Source organism: Alphaproteobacteria bacterium HT1-32, from assembly GCA_009649675.1.
GTDB lineage: Bacteria > Pseudomonadota > Alphaproteobacteria > Rhodospirillales > HT1-32 > HT1-32.
In genome coordinates this window covers 443,306-467,449 of sequence record WJPL01000003.1, presented here as the reverse complement: position 1 = coordinate 467,449, position 24,144 = coordinate 443,306, and the positions used below count along the sequence as shown (strand labels likewise).

General features: G+C 56.1%; 21 protein-coding genes and 2 tRNA genes. 13 read left to right on the top strand and 10 right to left on the bottom strand.

Annotation, left to right across the window (positions count from 1 at the left end):
• The first annotated feature begins 51 nt into the window (after positions 1 to 51).
• The 6 genes from GH722_17560 to GH722_17535 all read left to right on the top strand — a co-directional run bounded on the left by GH722_17560 (position 52) and on the right by GH722_17535 (position 7,232).
• Positions 52 to 1,458: a trigger factor gene (locus GH722_17560; GenBank protein ID MRG73578.1), complete on the top strand. Its 1,407-nt coding sequence runs from the start codon at positions 52 to 54 to the stop codon at positions 1,456 to 1,458.
• A 41-nt stretch (positions 1,459 to 1,499) separates the two neighbouring features.
• The gene (gene clpP / locus GH722_17555; GenBank protein ID MRG73577.1) at positions 1,500 to 2,144 is read left to right on the top strand and encodes an ATP-dependent Clp endopeptidase proteolytic subunit ClpP; all 645 of its coding nucleotides are present in this window, start codon (positions 1,500 to 1,502) and stop codon (positions 2,142 to 2,144) included.
• A gap of 161 nt (positions 2,145 to 2,305) precedes the next feature.
• Complete coding sequence (clpX, locus tag GH722_17550) at positions 2,306 to 3,571, top strand: ATP-dependent Clp protease ATP-binding subunit ClpX (protein ID MRG73576.1); 1,266 nt, start codon at positions 2,306 to 2,308, stop codon at positions 3,569 to 3,571.
• Positions 3,572 to 3,666: 95 nt separating this feature from the next.
• A complete protein-coding gene (locus tag GH722_17545; GenBank protein MRG73575.1) occupies positions 3,667 to 6,075 on the top strand; it encodes an endopeptidase La in 2,409 nt (802 codons plus the stop codon).
• A 268-nt stretch (positions 6,076 to 6,343) separates the two neighbouring features.
• Positions 6,344 to 6,616 carry a DNA-binding protein HU gene (locus tag GH722_17540; GenBank protein ID MRG73574.1) on the top strand — a complete coding sequence of 91 codons (273 nt, stop codon included), beginning with the start codon at positions 6,344 to 6,346 and terminating at the stop codon, positions 6,614 to 6,616.
• Between the two features lie 109 nt (positions 6,617 to 6,725).
• Complete coding sequence (locus tag GH722_17535) at positions 6,726 to 7,232, top strand: flavin reductase (GenBank protein MRG73573.1); 507 nt, start codon at positions 6,726 to 6,728, stop codon at positions 7,230 to 7,232.
• A gap of 8 nt (positions 7,233 to 7,240) precedes the next feature.
• Here the strand turns inward: GH722_17535 and GH722_17530 are convergent, their stop codons facing one another.
• A complete protein-coding gene (locus tag GH722_17530; protein ID MRG73572.1) occupies positions 7,241 to 7,588 on the bottom strand; it encodes a TraR/DksA family transcriptional regulator in 348 nt (115 codons plus the stop codon).
• Between the two features lie 72 nt (positions 7,589 to 7,660).
• On the opposite strand from GH722_17530, the gene GH722_17525 reads away from it, so the two are divergent.
• Together GH722_17525 and GH722_17520 are read left to right on the top strand one after the other, a co-directional pair.
• Entirely contained in the window at positions 7,661 to 9,259 is a 1,599-nt protein-coding gene (locus tag GH722_17525; GenBank protein ID MRG73571.1) for a peptide chain release factor 3, read from the top strand.
• 21 nt (positions 9,260 to 9,280) lie between these two features.
• Positions 9,281 to 9,356: transfer RNA gene (locus tag GH722_17520), tRNA-Val, on the top strand.
• 52 nt (positions 9,357 to 9,408) lie between these two features.
• Here GH722_17520 and GH722_17515 read toward each other — a convergent pair.
• Positions 9,409 to 9,939, bottom strand: a complete 531-nt coding sequence (locus GH722_17515; protein ID MRG73570.1) for a response regulator — start codon at positions 9,937 to 9,939, stop codon at positions 9,409 to 9,411.
• A gap of 205 nt (positions 9,940 to 10,144) precedes the next feature.
• The gene (locus tag GH722_17510; GenBank protein MRG73569.1) at positions 10,145 to 10,834 is read right to left on the bottom strand and encodes a hypothetical protein; all 690 of its coding nucleotides are present in this window, start codon (positions 10,832 to 10,834) and stop codon (positions 10,145 to 10,147) included.
• Between the two features lie 108 nt (positions 10,835 to 10,942).
• Here GH722_17510 and GH722_17505 point away from each other — a divergent pair, with 108 nt between their 5' ends.
• A complete protein-coding gene (locus GH722_17505) occupies positions 10,943 to 12,190 on the top strand; it encodes an FAD-dependent oxidoreductase (GenBank protein ID MRG73568.1) in 1,248 nt (415 codons plus the stop codon).
• A gap of 67 nt (positions 12,191 to 12,257) precedes the next feature.
• A tRNA-Asp gene (locus GH722_17500) sits at positions 12,258 to 12,334 on the top strand.
• 31 nt (positions 12,335 to 12,365) lie between these two features.
• Here GH722_17500 and GH722_17495 read toward each other — a convergent pair.
• From GH722_17495 to GH722_17470, 6 genes are all read right to left on the bottom strand, one after another.
• A complete protein-coding gene (locus tag GH722_17495; GenBank protein MRG73567.1) occupies positions 12,366 to 13,667 on the bottom strand; it encodes a CoA transferase in 1,302 nt (433 codons plus the stop codon).
• 58 nt (positions 13,668 to 13,725) lie between these two features.
• Positions 13,726 to 14,295 carry an NAD(P)H-dependent oxidoreductase gene (locus GH722_17490; GenBank protein ID MRG73566.1) on the bottom strand — a complete coding sequence of 190 codons (570 nt, stop codon included), beginning with the start codon at positions 14,293 to 14,295 and terminating at the stop codon, positions 13,726 to 13,728.
• On the bottom strand, positions 14,292 to 15,551 hold the full coding sequence (gene phnA / locus GH722_17485; GenBank protein ID MRG73565.1) for a phosphonoacetate hydrolase: 1,260 nt from the start codon (positions 15,549 to 15,551) through the stop codon (positions 14,292 to 14,294). Before phnA ends, GH722_17490 begins: the two co-directional genes overlap by 4 nt.
• Before the next feature lie 117 nt (positions 15,552 to 15,668).
• Positions 15,669 to 17,825 (bottom strand): PAS domain-containing protein, encoded by a 2,157-nt coding sequence (locus tag GH722_17480; protein ID MRG73564.1) that lies wholly within the window; start codon positions 17,823 to 17,825, stop codon positions 15,669 to 15,671.
• A 55-nt stretch (positions 17,826 to 17,880) separates the two neighbouring features.
• Positions 17,881 to 18,798, bottom strand: coding sequence for a sugar kinase (locus GH722_17475; protein MRG73563.1), 918 nt, complete (start codon positions 18,796 to 18,798; stop codon positions 17,881 to 17,883).
• A gap of 11 nt (positions 18,799 to 18,809) precedes the next feature.
• Positions 18,810 to 19,760: a D-2-hydroxyacid dehydrogenase family protein gene (locus GH722_17470; protein ID MRG73562.1), complete on the bottom strand. Its 951-nt coding sequence runs from the start codon at positions 19,758 to 19,760 to the stop codon at positions 18,810 to 18,812.
• A gap of 88 nt (positions 19,761 to 19,848) precedes the next feature.
• Here GH722_17470 and GH722_17465 point away from each other — a divergent pair, with 88 nt between their 5' ends.
• Positions 19,849 to 21,003, top strand: a complete 1,155-nt coding sequence (locus GH722_17465) for a M24 family metallopeptidase (GenBank protein MRG73561.1) — start codon at positions 19,849 to 19,851, stop codon at positions 21,001 to 21,003.
• Here GH722_17465 and GH722_17460 read toward each other — a convergent pair.
• Entirely contained in the window at positions 20,998 to 22,329 is a 1,332-nt protein-coding gene (locus GH722_17460) for an MATE family efflux transporter (protein MRG73560.1), read from the bottom strand. The two genes, GH722_17465 and GH722_17460, sit on opposite strands and share 6 nt — an antisense overlap.
• Positions 22,330 to 22,561: 232 nt before the next feature.
• On the opposite strand from GH722_17460, the gene GH722_17455 reads away from it, so the two are divergent.
• The gene (locus tag GH722_17455; protein ID MRG73559.1) at positions 22,562 to 22,990 is read left to right on the top strand and encodes a hypothetical protein; all 429 of its coding nucleotides are present in this window, start codon (positions 22,562 to 22,564) and stop codon (positions 22,988 to 22,990) included.
• Between the two features lie 55 nt (positions 22,991 to 23,045).
• Complete coding sequence (locus GH722_17450; GenBank protein ID MRG73558.1) at positions 23,046 to 24,059, top strand: hypothetical protein; 1,014 nt, start codon at positions 23,046 to 23,048, stop codon at positions 24,057 to 24,059.
• Positions 24,060 to 24,144: the final 85 nt, after the last annotated feature.

Here is a 24,144-nt window from a genome sequence, read left to right as displayed (position 1 = left end):
AGTCCGCTCCGGGCTGCGGCAGAGTTCACATATCACCGGATTGGATCACGGATGCAGGTCACTGAAATCAATGCCGAAGGATTGAAGCGCGAATTCAAGGTCGTGCTGCCGGCAGCAGAAATCGAAGAAAAAGTTACGGCGCGGCTCGAAGAAGTGCGCAAAAATATTCGCATGCCGGGTTTCCGCCCGGGCAAGGTGCCGACAACATTGCTTCGCAAGCAGTACGGACCGTCCGTGATGGGCGAAGTGCTGGAGCAGGCGATCAATGATTCGTCGCAGCAGACAATGGCCGAACGCGGTCTGCGCCCGGCAATGCAGCCGAAGATCGAAATCGCCGAGGGCTTTGAGCCGGGCAACGATCTGGAATTCTCGATCGAGGTCGAGCTGCTGCCGGAAGTCAAACTGATTGATTTCTCGACGGTTGAACTGACCCGCTACAAGGTGCCGGTTGCAGAAGAAGCTGTCACCGATGCCCTGACGCGGATCGCCGAAGGTCAGAAATCTTCTGAGCCGGTCAAGACCAAGCGGAAGTCCAAAAAGGGCGATATCGCGGTCATCGACTTCCTCGGCAAGGTTGACGATGTGGCCTTTGATGGCGGTGCTGGCGAAGACTTTAACCTCGAACTCGGTTCCGGCATGTTTATTCCGGGCTTTGAAGATCAGGTCATTGGCGCGAAGGCGGGTGACGAGATCAAGGTCAATGTGTCCTTCCCGGAAGATTACGGTCATGCTGCTCTGGCTGGCAAAGCTGCCGTCTTTGACGTTACCGTCAAGGAACTGCGCGAAGCCAAACCGGCTGAGATTGACGATGAACTGGCCAAGAAACTGGGCCTCGAATCGCTTGACCAGCTCAAGGAAAATATCCGCGGCGATATCGACCGTGAATATGGCAATGTGACGCGGATGCGCATGAAGCGCGATCTGCTCGATTATCTGGAAAAGAACCAGGAACTCGAAACACCGTCAGGTCTTGTGGAGCAGGAGTTTGACTCGATCTGGCAGCAGTTCGAGCAGGCAAAAACGGAAGATCCGTCGCAGATTGATCCGGACGATCTGGAAAAATCCGACGACGAACTCAAGGCTGAGTACCGGAAAATTGCCGAGCGTCGCGTAAAACTCGGTCTGATCCTTTCGGAAGTTGCTCAGAGTAACAATATACAGATCGAGCAGGCTGATCTGAACCGGGCAATGATGGCGGAAGCACGTCGTTATCCGGGTCAGGAAACGCAGGTGATCAAGTACTTCCAGGAAAACCCGCAGGCGATGGAAGGTCTCCGCGCCCCGCTCATGGAAGACAAGGTTGTCGATTTCGTTCTCGAAATGGCCAAGCTGACCGATGTGGAAAGCACTCTGGACGAGGTCACGAAAGACCCGGACGAAGCTGAAACAGCGGCCAAGTCAAAGCCGAAGCCGAAGAAGAAAGCGGCAGCGAAAAAGAAAAAAGACGAGGACGCCTGATCATCGATCAGGTGCCTTCCAACAAGGAATGGCAGGAATAGATGCGCGACCCCATTGATACCTACATGAACACCCTTGTGCCGATGGTTGTCGAACAGACAAACCGTGGCGAGCGTTCCTACGACATCTATTCACGGCTGCTGAAGGAACGGATTATCTTTCTGACAGGCCAGGTCCATGACCAGGTAGCCAGTCTGATCTGTGCCCAGTTGCTGTTTCTCGAGTCGGAGAACCCCAACAAGGATATTTCGATCTACATCAACTCTCCGGGAGGCGTGGTAACGTCCGGTCTCTCGATTTATGACACGATGCAGTATATCCGTCCGGAGGTTTCCACCGTCTGTATCGGTCAGGCAGCCTCGATGGGGTCGCTGCTGCTGACGGCTGGTGCGGCAGGCAAACGCTACAGCCTGCCGAATTCCCGGGTCATGGTGCATCAGCCTTCCGGTGGCTTCCAGGGGCAGGCGACGGATATCGAAATCCACGCCCGCGAGATTCTGGCAGTGAAATCACGGCTTAACGAGATCTACGTCAAACATACCGGTCAGGAACTCGACCGTGTGGTTGATGCGCTGGAACGTGACCGCTTCATGACAGCGGAAGAAGCAAAAGAGTTCGGAATCATTGATGAAGTGGTTGCCGAGCGTATCCCGGCAGAAAGCGACAGCAGCGGCAGTGACGCCTGATTGCCGGCCGGATCCGGCCCGGAAGTGATGGTCTTTGAACTGTCGCTTCCGGTGCTGAGTTTCCGGCTGTTTGCTTTTTTGGTTTGAGCCACTGCCGGACCAGCGGCTAACATAGCGATTCTGTGGAACTGGCGGCCCTTAGGCTGCGGAGACTGGTCAGTATGAGTAAATCTACCAACGGCGATTCGAAAAACACCCTCTATTGCTCTTTCTGTGGGAAGAGCCAGCACGAGGTGCGGAAACTGATTGCCGGCCCGACTGTGTTCATCTGTGATGAATGCGTCGAACTGTGCATGGATATTATCCGTGAGGAACACAAGACCAGCCTCGTGAAGTCACGCGATGGCGTGCCGACACCAAAAGATATCTGTCAGGTGCTGGATGATTATGTGATCGGGCAGAGTCACGCCAAGCGCGTACTCTCGGTTGCGGTGCATAATCACTACAAGCGGCTTGGACATGGCGCGAAAAGCAACGACGTCGAGCTGGCGAAGTCGAACATCCTGCTGGTCGGTCCGACCGGTTGTGGCAAGACGCTGCTCGCGCAGACGCTGGCCCGTATTCTGGATGTGCCCTTCACGATGGCTGACGCCACGACCCTGACTGAAGCGGGGTATGTGGGGGAAGATGTTGAAAATATCATCCTCAAGCTGCTGCAGTCGGCGGACTATAATGTCGAGCGGGCGCAGCGTGGAATCGTCTATATCGACGAGGTCGACAAGATTTCCCGCAAGTCCGACAATCCGTCCATTACCCGTGATGTGTCGGGTGAGGGCGTGCAGCAGGCCTTGCTGAAGATCATGGAAGGCACGGTTGCCAGTGTACCGCCGCAGGGCGGTCGCAAGCATCCTCAGCAGGAATTTCTGCAGGTTGATACAACGAACATCCTGTTTGTCTGTGGCGGTGCCTTTGCCGGCCTGGAACGGATTATCGCCCAGCGCGGGCAGGGAACCTCGATCGGCTTTGGTGCCGATGTCCGGGGGCCGGATGACCGTCAGACCGGTGAAATCCTGCGCGGTGTAGAACCGGAAGATCTGCTGAAATTCGGTCTGATCCCGGAATTTGTCGGACGACTGCCCGTTCTCGCGACATTGGAAGATCTCGACGAGGACGCGCTGATTGAAATCCTGACCAAACCGAAGAACGCGCTGGTGAAGCAGTATCAGCGCCTGTTCGAGATGGAGGACGTCAAGCTCAGCTTCTCTGACGATGCGCTCAGCGCAATCGCCAAGAGGGCAATTGCCCGGAAAACCGGTGCCCGTGGCCTGCGGTCCATCATGGAATCCATTCTGCTGGAAACCATGTACGATCTGCCGGAGTCCGAGGGTGTCGAAGAGGTCGTGATCAATAAGGAAGCTGTGGATGATGGAACGAAGCCACTGTTCATCTATTCCGATATCCGAGAGGACATTGGCAGCAGCGCCTGATTACCGGACCTTGAAGGGCGGCCCTGACGTTCTAATTAACAGTTTAACCAAACGCGTCGCTTCTCTGACGCAAGTCTGCCAAAAAGGATAAACTGATGGCGCAAGGTGAATTGTACCCCGTCCTCCCGTTGCGCGACATTGTCGTCTTTCCGCATATGATTGTGCCGCTCTTTGTCGGCCGCGATAAATCAGTGCGGGCACTTGAAGACGTGATGAAGAACGACAAGCAGATCCTGCTTGTTGCCCAGCGCGACGCAGCGCAGGACGATCCGGGTGTTGATGACATCTATAACATCGGCACGGTTTCAACCGTGTTGCAGTTGCTGAAACTGCCTGATGGTACGGTGAAAGTGCTTGTTGAAGGGGCGTCCCGCGCCCGTATTGACGAGTTCACCGACCATGAAGAATTCTTCCAGGCCCGCGCCGTCACAATCGACGAAAGTGGCGATGACGGGGATGAAGTGGAAGCTCTGGGCCGTTCTGTCGTCGGGCAGTTCGAGCACTACATCAAGATGAACAAGAAGATCCCGCCGGAAGTGCTGGTTTCGGTCAACCAGATCGAAGAGCCGGGCAAGCTGGCAGATACGGTTGCCTCGCATCTCGCACTGAAAATTTCAGAAAAGCAGGAATTGCTGGAGATTTCCGGTATTCCCGACCGTCTGGAGCGGGTCTATTCACACATGGAGAACGAAATTGGTGTTCTGCAGGTGGAGAAGAAAATCCGTAACCGCGTAAAGCGGCAGATGGAAAAGACCCAGCGCGAATATTACCTGAACGAGCAGCTCAAGGCGATCCAGAAGGAACTCGGCGAAGGCGAGGATGGCCGCGACGAGACCGAAGAGCTGGAAGAGCGGATCGAATCAACCCGGCTTTCCAAGGAAGCCAACGAGAAGGCCATGGCTGAGCTGAAAAAGCTCAAGAGCATGAGCCCGATGTCGGCTGAAGCAACCGTCGTGAGGAATTATCTCGACTGGATGCTGAGCATTCCCTGGAAGAAGCGTTCACGGGTGAAGAAAGACCTGAAGGAAGCCGCGCGCATTCTGGATACGGACCATTACGGTCTGGATAAGGTGAAAGAACGGATTCTTGAATATCTTGCGGTTCAGAATCGCATCAAGAAAATCAAAGGCCCGATTCTCTGCCTCGTTGGCCCTCCGGGTGTTGGCAAGACCTCGCTCGGCAAGTCGATGGCGAAGGCTACCGGTCGTAACTTCGTTCGCATGTCGCTTGGCGGTGTGCGTGATGAAGCTGAAATCCGGGGTCACCGGCGCACCTATATCGGCTCAATGCCGGGCAAGGTGATCCAGAGCATGAAGAAGGCAAAGACTTCAAACCCGTTCTTCCTGCTGGATGAGATCGACAAGCTTGGTGCGGATTACCGGGGGGACCCGTCATCTGCGCTGCTGGAAGTGCTCGATCCGGAACAGAACAGCACCTTTGCGGATCACTATCTGGAAGTCGATTATGACCTGTCGGAAGTGATGTTTGTGACGACCGCAAATTCGCTGCGGATGCCACAGCCTCTGCTCGACCGTATGGAGATCATTCGCCTGTCCGGTTACACGGAAGACGAAAAGGTGGAGATTGCCAAACGTCACCTGATCGAAAAACAGATCAGCGCAAATGGCCTGAAGAAGGGTGAATGGTCGATCAGTGATGAAGCGCTTCGCGACATCATCCGCTATTACACCCGGGAAGCCGGTGTACGTAATCTCGAGCGTGAGATTGCCAAACTGGCGCGCAAGGCGGTGAAGGAAATCACCATGAACGGCCTGGAAAAGGTCGCGATTACCAAGCGCAATCTGGATGACGAAAAATGGGCGGGCGTGAAGCGGTTCCGCTACGGGCTTGCTGAACAGGAAGATCTTGTCGGTGTTGTTACCGGTCTGGCCTGGACGGAAGTTGGCGGCGAACTGCTGAATATCGAAGCTGTCATGCTGCCGGGTAAAGGCCGTATGTCGATGACCGGTCAGCTTGGCGACGTGATGCAGGAATCGATCCAGGCAGCCCGGTCTTATGTCCGGTCGCGTGCAACTGATTTCGGAATCAAACCGCCTGTCTTCAATACCAAGGACATCCATGTTCATGTGCCGGAAGGCGCCACGCCGAAAGACGGTCCGTCTGCCGGTGTGGGGATGGTGACAGCGATGGTATCCGTACTGACGGGTATTCCGGTTCGCAAGGATGTCGCGATGACCGGCGAAGTGACACTTCGTGGTCGTGTTCAGCCGATTGGTGGCTTGAAAGAAAAGTTGCTGGCAGCCTTGCGCGGCGGCATCAAGGTCGTGCTGATCCCGAAAGATAACGAACGCGATCTTCCGGAAATTCCGGACAACGTTAAAAAGGGTCTGGAGATCATTCCGGTCACGGTTGTTGATGAGGTGCTTGAACATGCCCTGACACAGCCGCTGGTTCCCATCGAATGGATCGAACCGGATGAAGACGCAATCGCTGTCGCCAAGACGGAAGAAGACGTTGATGGTGAAGGACTTGTGACCCACTAGCCAATACGACTCGCCGGGTTTTATGTCCCGGAGGATGATAAATGACTGAACGGGCCCGCTGATATTTCACGGGCCCGTTCTTTTTTATCCGTTGACTTCCCCGCGACTCGGGAAAGTCGTCAAAAAACCTCTGTATATGTCTGAAAAACCGCAGAATTCTGTGGAAAACTGCTTATCCTTGATTGACGGGCGAGAGTGCTCCCGCCTAGATTGTTGCACCGCTGAGGCGGTTTGATTTTTGAACAATTCCTCAAAAAAGGGGGCCAATGTGAATAAGAACGATCTCGTCGCTGCCGTCGCTTCGGCAACAGACATGTCCAAGACCGATGCCGGCAGTGCTGTCGATGCGGTTTTCGATTGCATCACCGATGCGCTCAAGAGTGGCGGTGAAGTCCGTCTCGTCGGTTTCGGTACTTTCAGTGTCGCCCAGCGCGCCGCGTCTGAAGGCCGTAATCCGCGTACAGGTGAAACCATCCAGATTCCGGCTTCAAAGCAGCCGAAATTCAAGGCTGGTAAAGGTCTTAAAGACGCCGTCAATTAAGGCGCTTTTGATTCTGGTAAAAGCCGGTCGCCAGGTGCGGCCGGCTTTTGCTTTTTCTCCGCCAGCGTGATTGCCTGTCATTCTGGCGTATGAGGAGAGCAGTTTTCAAATGACAGTTTCGGGTGATGATTTCCGGCTGGCACTTGGTCATTTTCTGACAGGTGTCACCGTGGTCACGAGTGGCGATCAGACGACAGGGCCGAGTGGCACAACAGCCAGCTCGTTCTCCTCGGTCTCACTTGATCCGCCTCTGGTTTCCGTCTGTTTTGGCCATCTCTCCGATACGCTTGCCGTGATACGCCGGGTCAATCGTTTCGGGGTGAATATCCTGTCGGAAACTCAGGCTGATATTGCGCTGAAGTTTGCTGCACGGACCGATACAAAGAATGACGGCATTGCCTGGACCTATGGTGCTGATGATCTGCCCCTGCTGCCTGATTGTCTGATCCGGATCGAATGCCGCCTGCACAGCGATATTGAGGCGGGAGACCACACAATTCTGGTTGGCGAGGTTGAGGGGCTTTCTATCATCGGTAAAGATGCCAGCCGCCCGCTGCTTTATTACCGGGGGGTGTTGTCTGATCTCGATGGATTCAGCGGGCTTTTCCCTGAATAACCGGGATCTTATTTTCCGGCGCAGTCGACGCAGACGGGTGTCGCCGGATCTGCCCGCAGCCGTTTCTCGGCAATCGGCTCGTCACAGGACAGGCAATAGCCAAAATCACCATCTTCAATACGTTTCAGCGCGGACTGTATCCGGCTGGTTTCCGATGCCCGGCGACCGACCTGGGCCTGTGCCATTGCCTGAACCTGCAAGGCATCCATGCGGGACAGCCGCCCGACCCGGGTCTGATCCAGTTCGACTGCGGCGCGATCATCCTTGCTGATATCGCTCAGTTCGCGTAATTCCTCAAGACGCGCAACCAGTCTGGATCTGAAGGCTTCGATATCGGTGTCACTGTACGGTTCCATATATAACCGTATCACGATGACCCCGGTGGGGCGCAATCCTCTGGTTACTCTAAATTAGAACCGGGTATCCCGATTATGTCTATTGCCGCAGAAGTGGCGGAACGTCGCACCTTCGCCATTATCTCTCACCCCGATGCGGGCAAGACCACGCTGACGGAAAAGCTGCTGCTGTTTGGTGGTGCTATTCAGCTTGCCGGCGCGGTCAAGGCGCGGGGTGAACAGCGCCGTGCCACATCGGACTGGATGAAGGTCGAGCGGGAGCGGGGGATTTCTGTCGCTTCCTCGGTGATGACCTACAGGTATGGCAATTGTACGTTCAACCTGCTTGATACGCCGGGTCATCAGGACTTCAGCGAAGATACCTACAGAACACTGACGGCGGTCGATAGCGCGGTGATGGTGATCGATGCGGCCAAGGGCATTGAGGCCCAGACCCGCAAGCTGTTCGAAGTCTGCCGCCTTCGCGATGTGCCGATCATCACTTTCATCAACAAGATGGACCGTGAAACGCGGGATAATTTTGAACTGCTTGATGAAATCGAACAGACACTGGCGCTGGATGTATCGCCGGCCAGCTGGCCGATCGGTATGGGACGCGACTTTCGGGGCTGTTACGATCTGCTGAACGACAAGCTGCAACTGATTGAGCGCTCACGGCAGGGTATGCCGGACAAGGGTGAAAACTGTACCGGAATTGATGATCCGAAGCTGGATAAAATTCTGCCGGAACATTCTGTCGCGACCCTGCGTGAAGAAGTCGAGATGGCCAGGGGGCTTTGTCCGGAATTTGATATTAATGCCTTCCGTGAAGGGACGATGACACCCGTATTCTTCGGCAGTGCCCTGAACAATTTCGGGGTTCGAGAAGTGCTGGATGGTGTGTCTGCCTTTGCCCCGCCGCCGCGGACACAGCCAACCGCAGAGCGGGAGATCAAGCCGGAAGAGGAAAAGGTGACGGCCTTCGTCTTTAAAATTCAGGCGAATATGGACCCGAAGCATCGTGACCGCATTGCCTTCGTCAGGCTTTGTTCCGGCCATTTCAAGCGCGGGATGAAGCTGACGCATATCCGCTCGGGTAAACAGATCAACATGCATAATCCGCAGATGTTTCTGGCCCGTGACCGGGAACTGGCGGAAGAGGCTTTTGCCGGTGATATCATCGGCGTCCCAAATCATGGAAATCTGCGAATCGGTGATGCCCTGACAGAAGGCGAGAAACTGCACTTCACCGGTATCCCGAGCTTTGCCCCGGAACTGTTGCAGGTTGTTCGCCCTGATGATCCGATGAAGGCGAAACATCTCGGCAAGGCCATGCAGCAACTGGCAGAGGAGGGGGCCGCCCGGGTCTTCCGGCCGCGTATCGGTTCTGACTGGGTGGTCGGTGTTGTGGGTGCTCTTCAGTTTGAGATTCTGGCGGACCGGGTACGTACGGAATACGAAATTCCTGTCCGGTTTGAATCGACAACATTGCTGACCGCCAGATGGGTCGTTGCCCCGGACCCTCAGACCATGCGGAAGTTCGAGGATGCCAACCGGGGGGCTCTGGCAGATGACCATGACGGGGACCCGGTCTTCATGGCCCGTAATGCCTGGCATCTGGACAAAGCGGAGTCAGATTTCCCGACGATTAAGTTCCTGAAGACGAAAGAGCAGGTTGCAGTTGCCGCCTGACGGTGGTTATAAAGCCGTAGTGGGTGATTAGCTCAGCTGGGAGAGCATCTCGTTTACACCGAGAGGGTCGGCGGTTCGATCCCGTCATCACCCACCATTCCCTTTTTATTTTGATGTCAGATGGCCTGCCGGCTGATGACCGGCGATGTTCAGCCGATGATGACCGAGTTGCCATCGGCTGATGACTCGGCATCCGTTGCCCGCCTGAATGGTCCCGGATATTCCTTCAGATCCCGTCGCCGGCGATCGGGGCCGAAATATTCCGGTGAGCGTACGAACTGGCGCGGCCGTTCGATAATACTTTTGATTCTTGAGTAGATGGATGTGGCAGAGATAGGTTTCGCCAGGAACTCATTGACGCCGACATCTCTGGCTTCCCGCACGCGGGAGAGTTCGGTATGACCGGTCAGCAGAATGATCGGGACATAGCGATTCGGGCTATCAGCGCCGGTACGCATTTCGCGGGTAAACGCGATACCGTCCATCGGCTGCATGTTCCAGTCGCAGATAACAATATCAGCAGGAAAGTTGGCCATTTCGGCAAAGGCTTCGGCGCCGTTTGTCGCCTCAAGGATATTTACAGCACCCAGTGCCTTCAGCACGGTCTCTACGAGGTGGCGCATTGCCTTGTTGTCATCGACAATCAGGAAGTTCACACGTTCCAGAGAATGGGATTGCATCAATTGGTCATCCGCAGATTCCGATCCCCATCGGCTTTACCCAAGACGAATATCAGAGTTAATCCATGAACCTTCATCCTGCCTAAATACGCCTTTTTGCAAAGGAAAAAAAGAAAACCCCACCGTTTCCAGTGGGGTTCAGCAGAGCACTACCTTATTCTCATCATGCTCTTTGAAAACATAATCGCTTTTTAGTGTTAAATATTTATGACGGCCTTCTGTTATTATCAGAAGCTCCGGTTTCAGAGCGGGCGTCGCTTCTCGGCCGGCGTTCATTATCGACCGTGGCGCTGACACCGCTGCCCGGTACATCGCTGGTGGCAAGTCTTGCCTGCGAAGCAACGGGGTTATCTACCGTGGTCGCTGCGGCAAGGCTGGTGGTCTGAAGATAATCAACAGACCTTAGGTTTTCCGGACCAGGGGCTGTGGAAGCACGTTGATCCGCAGCGGCAGCCGAGCCGGCGCTTACCGAGGCCTGCTGGGTTTCTGCACTGGTAATGACTGTATCCGGATCAGCACTCAGATTTCCTGATGCATCAGCATCCCGGCTGGTTTCTGTCGCCTGCTGCTGAAGCAGGGCGGCTGATTCTGCCCGCTCCTGATCTTCAGCCTGGCTGATCCGGTCCAGTTCTTCCTGACGACGCTCTGAATAGGCGAATTCATCAGCCTGCGGCTCCGATTCCTGCAGGGCCAGAATTGACTGGGCACTTAACTGAACCGAATTGAATGACAGTGCTGACTGGGCCGCTTCGGCACGCTGGTCTTCGCGCCGGTCAATCGCCTGCTGGTTCTCGATTTCGATATCGTAACGGGCAACTTCCTGCGCGCGTAATGCGGCAAGATCGGCTCCCTGAGCCAGATCGCTTCTTGAAAGACTGATCGGTGCAATTGCCATGAGACAAATATAGGAGCGGATGACGGCCTCTGCAACTGAACCTCCCGTGATCGGTGTCTTGACCCGCCCCTAAGCATCGGGACAATCCGGCTGGAAGGAGAATTCCCTATGAGCGAGAAAAAGAATATAGGCGTCATTGGTGCCGGGGTTGTTGGCCTGTGCTGTGCCCGTTACCTGCAACGTGAAGGCCATCAGGTTACGATCATCGACCGTGTGCCGCCGGGTGAAAGCTGCTCCTTCGGAAATGCCGGGAGTTTCAGCGTCAGCTCGATTCTTCCCAACGCTTCTGTCGGTATTCTCAAGAAAGTACCGTCCTGGCTGATGGATCCGGAAGGGCCATTGTCGCTGCGTTACAGTTATCTGCCGAGAATGGTGCCCTGGCTTGCGGCGTTCATAAAATCGGCAGACCCGGCCTGGGCTGCAAAATGCGCCACGGCACTGGCGTCTGCCTATACCTCCGGCTACGAGGACATGCTGTCCCTGTTGCAGCATTCCGGCGGGACCGGTCTTCTCGACAAGCGCGGCATGATCTACGCCTATGAATCTGTCGCCGGACGGGATGGCGACCGGGGTGGTTTTGACAAGCGCGCGGCACATGGCTTCACCATGGAATATCTGTCCGGTGATGAACTGCACGAGATGGAGCCGGCGCTGTCACCGCGTTTCAAGGCGGCAATCTTCTGTCCCGATCACGGCATGACGTTTGATCCTGAGGCTGTGGTCAAAAACCTGGCGGAAGGTTTTGTCCGTGATGGTGGCGCCATTCTGGCAGCCAGTGTTACGGGACTGATCCATGACGGCCCGGCAATTGTCGGCGTTGAAACCGACGAAGGCCCGGCGTCATTCGATTCGGTCGTTGTTGCGGCGGGGGCCTGGTCGGCGAAAATTGCGGCAATGGTGGAAGATCATGTTCTGCTGGAAGCAGAGCGTGGCTATCATGTTACGGCACCGAATCACGGCATCGAGATGAAGGCACCGGCGACCTGGGCAGAGAAAAAGGTCGTCATGACGCCGATGAAGATGGGTCTTCGGCTCGCGGGAACGGCAGAATTTGGCGGTCTGGATGCACCGCCATCACCAAAGCGTTCTCAGTTGCTGTCCCGGTTTATGGAGCAGATGACACCGGGTGTCGACATGGCTGGCGCAACCGAGTGGATGGGGCACCGCCCGGCCAGTCCGGACAGTTTGCCGATTATCGGTCCGTCGCCACGGGCGCGGGGGCTTTTCTATGCATTTGGCCACGGACATCTTGGTCTGACGGGCGCTGCGCCGACCGGCCGGGCGATCGCTGATCTGGTCGCCGGACGGCAGCCTTTCTTCGATACGGAACCCTTCTCGATAAAACGTTTCACTTAAGTCATTTTCTTGGTGATGGCTTGCTTGACAGTGTCGGGGCCATCACTTACTACACGTCTCCTCACGCGGGGGTGTAGCTCAGTTGGTTAGAGCGCCGGCCTGTCACGCCGGAGGCCGCGGGTTCGAGTCCCGTCACTCCCGCCATTTTTCCCGCGACAGAAAATGGCAGTTCCGATCATCCCTGATCGGAAAAGGCGACGCCGCTTTTCAGGAAGCCGTCGACCTCTGAACGCGTGTAGCCGGCTTCCATCAGTATCCCGACCGTGTCGCGCCCCATTGTTGGCGCCGGCTGTAGCTGTTCAAAGCTTTCGCCCCGTGATTCGAAGGCAAGGGCGGGCACCGTGATCTGTCTGTCGAGTTCGGGGACGTTCAGGTTGCGCATAACCGGCAGGGCGGCGGTCTGCGGATGCTGAAGGATTTCGCCAAGGTCACGAACCTTCGCAGCCGGTACCTGGGCTTCCGTCAGCCGTTGTTCCATTTCTATCGACCCGGATGCTGCGAATCGTTTTCTCAGGTCCTCTGAGATCGTCGCCGACTCAGCTTCTGTCAGCTTCTTGCCGGCAGCCATATGATCAACCAGAGGCACCAGATTCTGTGCATCAAGACAGGCGCATATGGCGTAGGCCTGTGCGATGGTGTTGGCGGTGACAACCACCAGACCGTCAGATGTCTGGAAGCAGTCGGAGAAAGGGCTGCCGGAGAACGCCTTGTTGCCTTCTAGGCCGCGTAAATGACCCGTGGTTTCCCAGTCGACAGAATAGGCCCCCATCAGGCTGATCAGGCTGCCCAGCATCGAGATTTCAAGATGCCGTGGGCTACTGTCCTGGTTCCGCTGCATCAGGGCCGCCAGGATGGCGTTTACGGCTGCCTGACCAGCGATATAGTCGACGACTGGGAAACCGACCCGCATCGGGCCGCCAGCGGGTTCCCCGGTCATTGCCATCATGCCGGATATGCCCTGCAATATATGGTCATAGGCTGGAGCGCCGGCCAGTGGTCCCCGCTGGCCGTATCCGGAGAGGCTGCAATAGATGATATCCGGTTTGACGGCTTTTATGGCGTCGAATCCAACCCCGAGGCGATCAACAACGCCCGGTCTGAAATTCTCCATGATGACATCGGCGCCGGTTGCCAGACGAAGAAACAGCTCTTTGCCCTGATCGCTTTTCAGATCGAGACAGATAGATTTCTTGGACGCATTCTGGCTGAGGAACGAGGCTCCCAGTCCGGCAGACTTCATCGCTTCCGTACCACCATGATAGCGAACGAAGTCATCGCCAGCGATTCGCTCTACCCGGATAACGTCTGCCCCGAGAAGGCCAAGCTGATAGGTGGCAAAAGGGCCGGCAAGGACGTGGCTGATGTCCAGAACCCTGATGCCATTCAGAGGAGCGAAGGTTTTTGTCTGTTGCGCCTGCATATCGATTTCTTCCCGGTTTTGCCGCTCATTCGCATTGGCGACCTGATTGAGAAACAAGTCTGGAGCGTAACAAACGGGATGGAAAGTCGATAAGAGAAAGGCGAAAGACTATGGCTCAGGCTGTCTTTCTGTCCGACAGCATGGCTGTGAATTCGAGTAATTCTCCGGTGAATTTCTGTAGACGCTTCCCGATCGCAGGGTCAGTCAGCGGAAACAGACCTGTCGTTTGCGACAGCGGCCCGTAATGCGCTTCGGCGGTACTGATCTGGGTCGGAATTGCGATTGCCTGCAAGGCACGAACAATGATCCGGAGATGGTCGACGGGCTGCGGGCTGCCGCCACCGTGGCTGACCAGCCCAAAGGCCTTGCCCCGGCATTCGTTCATGCCAAGCCAGTCCACGGCATTTTTCAGCAGGCCGGAGCAGGAATTATGATAGACGGGAGAGGCAAGAATGATGGCGTCTGCCATCTGTGCCGCGCGAAAAAAGTCGGCGACCTCCGGGATGTCGATAGTTTCGCGCTGCAACCGCCGGTCCGGGTCTGCGAAGGGCAGGTCAGTCGGTGTGTGTATCGTTACCGCTGCACCGGCCGCCGACAATGATTGTCCGACGGCGGCACAGAGGCTGGCTGTGTAGGACGGTATGCGTCCCGACCCGCAGATAATCAGAACGGCAGGCTGTGTCATTCCGCTGCCTGTTGCCCGGAAGCTGCATTGAAAGCCAGGTCAAAGGCATCGAAGTTGCGGAGTTGCGGATGATCAGCGGCAAGTGAGACCTGGCGGTTGACGATCAGCGGTACATCCTGTTCCGAAATGCCGCCATGAGAGCGGAGCGGAGCGTCCAGACCGCTGAGATCGTGCCGGTCATGGGATGTCCCGAGAACGACATGGCGGGTCGACACAACCACAAGGTCGCCGATCCGGTCGGTGGGAAGTTCAAACCGTTCGGCAGCTTCTGCATTGGTGAGAACGACCTCAATCTCGGGCATGGCTTTCAGGGTTGCGGTTATTTTCTCACGAACCTCTGCGGCGTCGGCATAGATTGTTGCGAAAGACCCGAGCGCGCCGTGATGCACGACATAGGGGTCGGTAATCGGCAGGATGACCCGCCCGGCATTTTCCCCGAACTGCGCATCCAGCACATCCTGCAGGAACACAACATTGGGCGTGCCATCAGCATTATGCTTGGCATTCATGCCATGATCAGCGGTCAGGGCAATGACATATCCGGCCTCATCCAGCTTTGACAGATAGCCGTCCATCATTGCGTAGAAAGCATTGGCGACCGGCGTTCCCGGTGCGTGCTTGTGCTGAATGTAATCGGTGGTGGAAAGGTACATGATGTCCGGACGTTCCCTGCCGGCCAGACTGACACCAGCTGCAAAGACAAACTCACTCAGTTCAGCGGAATAGACGGACGGGGCCTTCATGCCGACACGCTCTTCCATGCCGGTAATGCCATTCACCTCGGTTGTCAGCTGATCAGCTTTCTCGGCCGACAGGCAGATACCACCGGTCAGGCCGTTACCGAGCAGTGCCCGCAATTTATCCTTGGCGGTAATGATGGCCACGGTTGCCCCTTTTTCGGCAAAGGCGGCGAAGATGGTTGGTGCGCGCAGCAGACCGGCATCATTCATCATGATTTCTTCGCCGGTTTCGCGGTTCAGATAGAAATTGCCGCTGATGCCATGGACGGCGGGTGGCCGGCCGGTGACAATTGACAGGTTGTTCGGATTGGTAAAGCTGGGAACGACACAATGCGCCATCAGGTCGGCACCGGTTTTCCGAACGTCCGACAGCCACGGCATGTGGCCACCGGCAATGGCCTCATCAAGATAAGCGGCCTCACAGCCATCGACGCAGACAACAGCAACCGGATCGCCCTGCCACTGGTAACTGCGACCGTTTACGTTGACTGTCGTTCCTGTTTTCAGCTTTGTCATGATGGCGTCCTTTTCAAATTTCAGGCGCAGAATAGACCGCCTTGCCTGCTGGCGAAATCGTCAAAGCCGTAATGGGACCTATTGATATGGTCAATCCGGAGAAGGATAGTCTGTGATTCAGAGGGCGTTATCGTCTTCCGGCAGGTCATCAAGCATGACCGGTAAAGTGAAACAGAAGGCTGTGCCTTCGTTGATTTCGGATTCAACCCAGATACGGCCATCATGGCGCTCGACGATTTTTCGGCAAATAGCCAGCCCCATGCCTGTGCCGGGATAGGCAGATCTGCCATGCAGCCGCTGGAAGATGCCGAAGATCCTGCTCTGGTCGGCAGGGGCAATACCAATTCCGTTGTCGACAATCCGGATGACCCATTCATTTACCCGGTCAATTACCGCAATCCGGATTTTCGGGGTCTGCCCCTCATGCTGATATTTCATGGCATTGCTGATCAGGTTCTGGAACAACTGCACGATCTGGGAGTGATCTGCGGTCACTTCCGGCAGATAGGGGGGCAGGTCGAATTCGGCCTGGGTCTCCTGAATGATCAGCGAGAGGTTGAGCCTGGCTTCTTCCAGTGCCTCTGACAGGCTGATGTTTTCCATTGGTCTTCCACGGGTGCCGATCCGGCTGTAATCAAGCAGATCCCTGATCAGCTGCTGCATCCGTTTGCCGCTCTGCAGCGAATAGTCGAGATATTCGACGGCCTCGTCATCCAGCACTCCCTTGCTTCGGCGCCGCAGCAGGTCGAGATAACCGGTCATCATGCGCAGGGGTTCCTGCAGATCATGGGATGCAATTGTCACGAATTGCTCCAGTTCGATGTTCTGGCGTTCCAGTGCATCAAGGGCTGCATTCCGTTCGCGGATTTTTGTGACCCGGTCAGTTATGTCGGCAGCCGCCCCGACAATGCGGATGACGTTTCCTTCATTATCAACCTCTGCCTTGCCGCGGTCATGGATCCAGATGGTGTTTCCATCGGGTCTGATGACTCTGTATTCCAGATCAAAATTGCAGCCTTCGGTGAAATCTCTCTGACTCATTGCGGTCTCGACAGAATGCCTGTCGCCGGGATGAACGAGGGTCAGGAGATTGGCTGTTGAGGGTGGCAGTGTGAGGTTTTCGATGCCGAGTATGGCGCGGAAACGGCGGGACCAGAACGTCTTCTCGCGGCGAAGGTCAATTTCCCAATAACCGTCTTCGGTTGCGTCGAGAACAAGAAAAAGACGGTCGCGACTGTGCCGCAACTCTGTTTCCCTGATGCGCAGTTCCGTAATGTCTGTGAAGACAGTCATGGTTCTGCCATTTGACGCGCGGGTATCACTTCCTCTGAGGATACGGCTTCCTTCCGTCTGGATTTCGAAGGTGCCCGTACAACTTGCATGGCGTTCCAGTCGACGCTGAATGGTCTCTTCTGCCGTCAGGTCGGTATCGAGTATATATGAACCGGCTTCGACATGATGAGTGAGAAGATCAGAAAACCGTGCCCCCGGCTTCAACTGGTCGGCAATTGCCGGGAAAAACTCTTTCAGTCGCCGGTTGGTCAGAATCAACCGGTCTTCCTCGTCGAAGAAAATGATCCCCAGAGGCAGGCTCTCGATCGCATCCTGAAACTGGGTTCTGGCCTGATGCAGATCGTCAATCAGCCGGCGGTTCTGATAGTCGTGCTTGAGTGTCCGTCGCATGGACCGGCGCTGAAAACCTGCAAACAGGGCGATCAGTCCGAATATGATGCCAATAATGACAGCCGTCGGGATCATTTCCGGCTGCCGGAGGAATGGCGTAGCCAGACCAATGCCACTTGGTACGAGGAGGGCGGTCATGGTGCTTTTGCAGGGGGCCAGTGTAATGGCTCCGGCAATGCCTACTGCGGCGGTCACAAGTACCGCAAAAAGAACGTTTGCCGGGACAGCGATATCAATCAGAAACAGGCCCGAAGCACCCCAGTGCAGGCCCGCCAGTGCAGCTGCAATTGTGGTTCCCGGTGCCAGATGTCCGGGCAGGGCAGCCTTGTTGTGCCGTGGTCGCATACCGGACCAGATAATCCATATCAGTATTGTGACGATAATGCCGGGCATGGCCCAGATGCCGGCCCTCGCCATTGATGTGGTCCAGCCGTTAAACATGCCGGCAAGACATACTGCGGCCAGATTGGCAGCAAGAAACAGGGGCATGTTCCGGAACACATACTCACCCTGGCGGCGCTGTATAAAAGCATGCAGGCCGGGCAGATCAGATTCTGTCATCCGGGGCCGGGCTTGAGAAGGCTCGGTCATATCGCCGTGCTCTCCCGGTTATAAGATACTTTTTCGTATGAGAATGGCTTCATCTCTATGGCATTGCGCTGATCGGGATGACAGCATTGCGATGGGCAACGACAATGCTGGCGAGATGATGGGCCGCGGTAACGCTGTCTTCCGGGGACTGACCGGAGATGCGCGCTGCAACAAAACCTGCATTGAAGCTGTCGCCAGCCCCGGTTGTGTCGATGCGCGGTCCGCTGCAATCCAGAGGGAAGATGCCGGAAATACCGTCAATGCGTGTCTGAACGGGTTGGCCGCCGTCTTTAAGAACAATATCACACCGATACTGATCCGAGAGCATCCGGAACAGATCTGTCGGCGAACTGATGTCATAAAGCGGCCGGAGATCATCGGTGGTTGGCATCAGGAGGGTGGCGAGATGTGAAGCGCGCTCGACCCAGTGCCGGGCGATTTCCGGAGAATGCCAGAGTGCTGGCCGGTAGTTGGTGTCGAAGACCACAGCGGTGCCGGATTCGGCAAGTTCGGCGACCTGTCGCAGCATGTTCTCTCGCGCTGCAGGCTGGAGAATGGCAAGGGTGACAGCGCTGAAGACCAGCATGTCAAAGCCCCTGAAGGCAGTTGTATGGGGATGGTTCTGATTGATAAACATACGCCGGGCAGGGGAGTCCGATCGCCAGTAGGCAAACCGGCGTTCACCGCCGGCAAGATTTTCGATCTGACATAATCCGGGCTGTCCGCCTGCTTCAATCCCGATCTGGTGCGTGCTGATAGCTTCTGTTCTCAGGGCTGTCATCAGCCACCGGCTGGAAGCATCGTCGCCCAGACGGGTGAAATATGACAGTTGATGGCGGTCTTTACCCAGCAGGCGCGACAGATATATCGCCATGTTCAGACTGTCGCCACCGGGGCGTCGCTGAAGGTTATCGCCCTGTTCGTCAGACAGCGATAACTCAACCAGCGGTTCCCCGATGACAGCAATCTTCATAGCCGGTTTTCTCAGTCGTTCAGAACCCGTCGCGGCTCGCCTTTTGCGTAGGCGAGAATATTCTCGACAGCCTGTGTGTACATGGTCGCATAATTCTCGCGGGTCACATAACCCAGATGCGGCGCCAGCAAGGCGTTTGGCAGTTTGCGGAAAGTATGATCGACCGGCAGCGGTTCCACATCGTAAACATCAACCGCCGCGCCTGCGATGATGTTGTTCTGCAGGGCCGAGATAAGTGCTGCTTCATCAACAATCGGCCCGCGGGATGTGTTGATCAGATAGGCGCTCTTCTTCATCCGGGAGATTTCACGTTCTCCGATCAGGCCACGGGAGCGATCGCTCAGGATCAGGTGGATGGTGGCAAAATCTGATGTTTCGAGCAATTCGTCGAAACTGACTTTCTGTACGCCGACCTCTGCGCAACGTTCTTCTGTGAGGTTCTGACTCCAGGCGACCACATCCATGCCGAACAGTTTACCAACACCGGCAACCTGCGCGCCCAGTTTGCCAAGACCGATGACACCAAGGCGACGGCCATTCAGATCAACTGGCAGGCCAGACTGCCAGCCACCTTTGCGCATATCGGCATCTTCGATGGCGATACGTTTCGCAAGACCGAGAATCAGCGCCCAGGTTTGCTCAGCAGCCGCATAGCCAACGGAAACGGTACCAGAGACCGTAATGCCCTGTGCCTTGGCAGCGTCCAGGTCGAATGCCAGATTCCGCATGCCGGTGGTGATGAGCAGTTTCAGGTTTGGCAGCCGTTTGATCAGGCTGGCCGGGAAAGGTGTGCGTTCCCGCATCCCGACGATCACGTCGAAGCCTTCCAGCGCCTTTGCTGCGGCATCTTCTCCGCCAAAGGGCTCGTTGAAAACAGTGACAGCGCCGATTGCATCAACGGCAGACCAGTCGGTAATCGTACGAGCGACGTTGGAGTAATCGTCGAGAACTGCAATTTTCATGATCGTTTCCTTGAATGTTTGTCTGTGCCATCTGGCAGGGTTGTCCTATTCATTGGTATGATGAGCCGGGAAAGCAAGGGAGGTGAAAATGGCGTTGCATTTTGAACGGGCCGAATTTGACCGGAGAATCAAGGCGGCCTGTGCGTCGATGACGGCAGAAGGGCTCGATGGGCTGCTGATTTTCCGTCAGGAAAGCATGTTCTATCTCACCGGGTATGACACCTTCGGTTATGTGTTTTTCCAGTGTCTCTATCTGGGCGCGGACGGAACGATGACCCTGCTGACCCGCGCGCCGGACCTGCGACAGGCTCAGCATACGTCGATTATCAGCGATATCAGGATCTGGACTGACCGGGATGGGGCAATGCCATCCGATGACCTCAGGGATATTCTGGAAGAGCATGGCTGCCGCGGGACATGTCTGGGGGTTGAGTATGAATCCTATGGCCTGACAGCCCGTAACGGTAAAAGGCTCGACGCATCGCTTGATGGTTTTGCTGAACTGACAGATGCATCGGAGCTGGTCACGCGCCTGCGTGTTGTGAAAAGCGCGGCGGAAATCGCCTATGTCAGGCGGGCTGCTGAACTGGCGGATGATGCACTGGACGCCGCGCAGGATATCATCGCTCCCGGCGCTTTCGAGGGGGATATTCTGGCTGGCATGCATGGGGCGATCTATCGCGGGGGCGGAGACGATCCGGGAAATGAATTTATCATCGGGTCTGGCAGTGATGCCTTGCTTTGCCGCTATTACTCGGGCCGTAAGACGTTGCAGCCCGTCGACCAGATCACACTGGAATGGGCCGGAGTCTACCGGCACTACCATGCGGCGATGATGCGGACGATCTGTGTCGGGGAAGCGACAGACCGGCATCATTACATGCATGGTGCGGCGGTGGAGGCGATACAGACCTGTGAGGATACGGTCAGACCCGGAAATACGATGGGGGATGTTTTCAACGCTTATGCGAGAACTCTCGATGCTGCCGGATTGCGGGATGGCCGGCTGAATGCCTGTGGTTATTCACTGGGGACGACTTTTGCACCGAACTGGATGGACTGGCCGATGTTCTATGCGAACAATCCGGTCGTTCTGCAGCCCGGTATGGTGCTGTTTCTGCATATGATCGTCTATGATGATGCGCAGAACATTGCGATGGCCCCGGGCCACACCGTACTGGTTACAGAAACCGGCTGTGAGCGGCTGTCCCGCAGTCCGCTGGATCTGGTTATCCGGTCATGAGGAAATGACAGGCCGTTCGCGGGTAATCAGGTGGAAGCGAATGATCAGCATGATCAGGAGCAGGACCAGCCCGGCAATAATTCCATAAAGCAGCCCCGGCGTACCAAGTTTCTGATGAACGCCAAGCCACCAGGCGAGAGGAAGGGCACAAACGCCGAATGCAATGAGATAGGCGCCGGTTCCGAACATGACATCCCCAAATCCCCGTAATGCGCCGGTTGTGACCGCCTGTCCGCCATCAACAATGAGTACCAGTGCGGTAATTGCGACGGCTGTTGTTGCCAGCGGAAGCAGACCGGGATCATCGGTGTACAAACCGGCGATGGCTTCGGCATTGAAATAAAGCAGGGGCATCAGAAGCGTCATGATGCTCACATTCAGTCCCAGCGCCGTCCAGCCGCTGCGCCGTACAGCAGGCATGTCACCGGCACCGGTTGCCTGTCCGACCTCGACCGCAGCGGCCGTTCCGATACCAAGCGACAGCATGAATACGAGCGCCAGAACATTGAAGGATATCTGCATTGTCGCAACCGCATTGGCGCTGATCCAGCCGGCAAATATGACGGTGCCGTTAAAGCTGGCAGTTTCAAGATACTGAGCGACGGCAACAGGGGTTCCCTTACGCAGTATCCGGACAAAAACTGAACGATATTCAGCCGCTGTTCCACGGATCGCCAGTGCGTCCGTGCGGGTCAGCCGGAAAACATAAAGGAAAGCCAGCAGTGCCATTACCCAGCGGGCGGCAGTCATGCCGAGCGATGCGCCGATGGCGGGCGGAGCCAGTTCCATGAGGACAAGATTGGCGGCAAAGTTTACCAGATTGCCGAGGATGACAATGATCATGCCTATTCTCGGTTTCCCCAGACTTTCGAGCAGAAAGACGCAGGCGATATAAAGCCCGATGGCGGGCATGCCAGGTGCAAAAGCCCGCATGACTGCTGTGGCACCGAATGCAAGGTCTTCTGACTGACCGAGCAGAATCAGGATCGGTTCGCCAAACCAGAGAACCAGTCCGGCGAGACATCCCGTCGTCACTGCTACGCCACTGCCAACCAGCCAGATACGGGCTGTCTCACCTGGACGTCCGGCGCCTATGGCCTGTGAGGAGAGGATCACAACGGATGTCAGCAGGCCGATCATCACCACCAGCGTCGGTATATGAATCGCGTTTGCCAGGCCGAAATGGGCGAGGGGCTCAATCCCTGCATGACCGATCATTGCCGTATCAACTGCAACCATGATCAGCAGTCCTGCCCTGGACAGCATCATGGGTGCGGCAAGGGCAGCGATTCGACGGGCGACGATCAGGGAGAACCCGATTTGCATCAGATCTGACAAATATGAACTGTGAACAGAAGGAGACTTATCGGTTCTAGTGCTTTGCAATGCAAAGAAAATAAGCCCCTGCTATATTGGATCATGCCCGTTCAATGGCTATCTGATGGAAACAGGCCTGCTGGCGGGATAGAATAACCGGGAACGTTGGGGCGTTCTGAACGCGGGGAACCTGAGGGGTTGCTGGTCATTGTTGGCCGGTTACTTTCGGGCAGGATTATATATGACCAAACGACGCCGTCGCGAAACGACAGATGCGGCGACCCAGAATTTACAGGAGAAATCTCAGGCTGCTTCGGATGAGTCCGAAGCGGCAGAGCCTTCTGATGCGCTGTCAGATGATGCTGTCCATACCGAGCTGTTCGGGTTGAATGAAACGCCGGCTTCCGTTCATCAGGGAGGGCGCTGGCCGACAGGCGCAGAATTGACGGACGCGGAGAACAGTCCGGGTCGGTCGCTGTCCGGAGCCGCTGACTGGGTCCTGCAACTGGATGGTGCAGAGATCGAGTTTGCAGGTATCGAAGGCACGGATGACACATCTAAAGGGTCTCGTATTCAGATGTGGGACGGTACCGAGCTGATCTTTGAAGATGATGTGGAACTTGCGACCGAGATTGCCAGGACGAAAGACAAGCGCAAGCGGGGAGCTTAACCGGACCTTAACGAGCAGATGGTAGACCGTATCCAGGTTATTATGGAGGCGGACCATGCGTTCCGTACTGTCGACATCATTTGTTTTTGGCACGGCCCTGCTGGCTGCCGGTTCGGCTTATGCACAGGCGCCGCTGATCCCCTTGCCGCCTTCATCACAAACGGCACAGTTGCCACCACCGTCCGGACCGATTGCGGTGCCGCAACCGGCTTCGTCCGGGCCTCAGATTCCCCTGCCGGCATCACCTCCGCCCCCCCCGGTACCAGCTCGCGCTGTGCCCCAACCACCATCCGGCGCGCCGGCGCAGGCTACGACCCTGCAGCCAAAGCTTGCGGGACCGACGGTAAAAGAGCGCATCCGTGATTATGTCGGACCGAAATGGTCCGGTTACGCCCTGATCGGACCGGCTTACCGGCCGGAATATTTCGGTGGTAACAAAAGTGAAGTTGGCCTGTATGGCGATGTACGCGTCGATTATGACGGCAAACTCTTTGCCGGACTGCGCGATGGTGCCGGGCTGGTCCTGGTCGATCAGGGTGTCCTGAAAGCTGGCCCCCGGATGTTCTACCGGTTCGGTCGCGAGGCAAATGACAGTGCCGCACTGACCGGGCTTCAGGATGTCGATGACGCAATCGAGCTTGGCGGTTTCATGTCCTACGTCTGGCGTCAGTGGGAGATCACCGCAACGCTCGGGCGTGATGTGAGCGATGCTCATGACGGCTGGGTTGGTGAAGGCAAGATGATGTATGAAATGCAGGTGTCTCCGGAACTGAAAGTGAAGTTCGGTCCGTCAGCCACCTGGGCGAACCAGAATTACATGCGGTCCTTTTACGGTGTCACCGCAACCGAAGCTGCCGCAACCGGGCTGCGTGCCTATGACCCCAAATCAGGTTTTCGTGATGTTACATTGGGGGTCGAAGGCGAGTATAGTCTCGACGCAGACTGGTCTCTGAATTTTGAGGCCCGGCTCTCAAAAATTCTGCAGGATGCTGCCGACAGCCCCCTGGTGGAAGACCGTGGTGATGATCTTCAGTTGTTCGTCGGCGGTGGCGCAAAATACAACTTCTGACAAAACGCACAGAGTTTAAAATGACCGCTTGTCAAGCAAAAACAAAGCTGCCGGTTTTGCTCGACCGGTTCCGTCCGATTCAATA

Bases quoted from the DNA above. Each gene is read 5' to 3' on its own strand.
- GH722_17560 (MRG73578.1), top strand. From the start codon at position 52: ATGCAGGTCACTGAAATCAATGCCGAAGGATTGAAGCGCGAATTCAAG.
- clpP (MRG73577.1), top strand. From the start codon at position 1,500: ATGCGCGACCCCATTGATACCTACATGAACACCCTTGTGCCGATGGTT.
- clpX (MRG73576.1), top strand. From the start codon at position 2,306: ATGAGTAAATCTACCAACGGCGATTCGAAAAACACCCTCTATTGCTCT.
- GH722_17545 (MRG73575.1), top strand. From the start codon at position 3,667: ATGGCGCAAGGTGAATTGTACCCCGTCCTCCCGTTGCGCGACATTGTC.
- GH722_17535 (MRG73573.1), top strand. From the start codon at position 6,726: ATGACAGTTTCGGGTGATGATTTCCGGCTGGCACTTGGTCATTTTCTG.
- GH722_17530 (MRG73572.1), bottom strand. From the start codon at position 7,588: ATGGAACCGTACAGTGACACCGATATCGAAGCCTTCAGATCCAGACTG.
- GH722_17515 (MRG73570.1), bottom strand. From the start codon at position 9,939: ATGCAATCCCATTCTCTGGAACGTGTGAACTTCCTGATTGTCGATGAC.
- GH722_17510 (MRG73569.1), bottom strand. From the start codon at position 10,834: ATGGCAATTGCACCGATCAGTCTTTCAAGAAGCGATCTGGCTCAGGGA.
- GH722_17505 (MRG73568.1), top strand. From the start codon at position 10,943: ATGAGCGAGAAAAAGAATATAGGCGTCATTGGTGCCGGGGTTGTTGGC.
- GH722_17490 (MRG73566.1), bottom strand. From the start codon at position 14,295: ATGACACAGCCTGCCGTTCTGATTATCTGCGGGTCGGGACGCATACCG.
- phnA (MRG73565.1), bottom strand. From the start codon at position 15,551: ATGACAAAGCTGAAAACAGGAACGACAGTCAACGTAAACGGTCGCAGT.
- GH722_17480 (MRG73564.1), bottom strand. From the start codon at position 17,825: ATGACCGAGCCTTCTCAAGCCCGGCCCCGGATGACAGAATCTGATCTG.
- GH722_17475 (MRG73563.1), bottom strand. From the start codon at position 18,798: ATGAAGATTGCTGTCATCGGGGAACCGCTGGTTGAGTTATCGCTGTCT.
- GH722_17470 (MRG73562.1), bottom strand. From the start codon at position 19,760: ATGAAAATTGCAGTTCTCGACGATTACTCCAACGTCGCTCGTACGATT.
- GH722_17465 (MRG73561.1), top strand. From the start codon at position 19,849: ATGGCGTTGCATTTTGAACGGGCCGAATTTGACCGGAGAATCAAGGCG.
- GH722_17460 (MRG73560.1), bottom strand. From the start codon at position 22,329: ATGCAAATCGGGTTCTCCCTGATCGTCGCCCGTCGAATCGCTGCCCTT.
- GH722_17455 (MRG73559.1), top strand. From the start codon at position 22,562: ATGACCAAACGACGCCGTCGCGAAACGACAGATGCGGCGACCCAGAAT.
- GH722_17450 (MRG73558.1), top strand. From the start codon at position 23,046: ATGCGTTCCGTACTGTCGACATCATTTGTTTTTGGCACGGCCCTGCTG.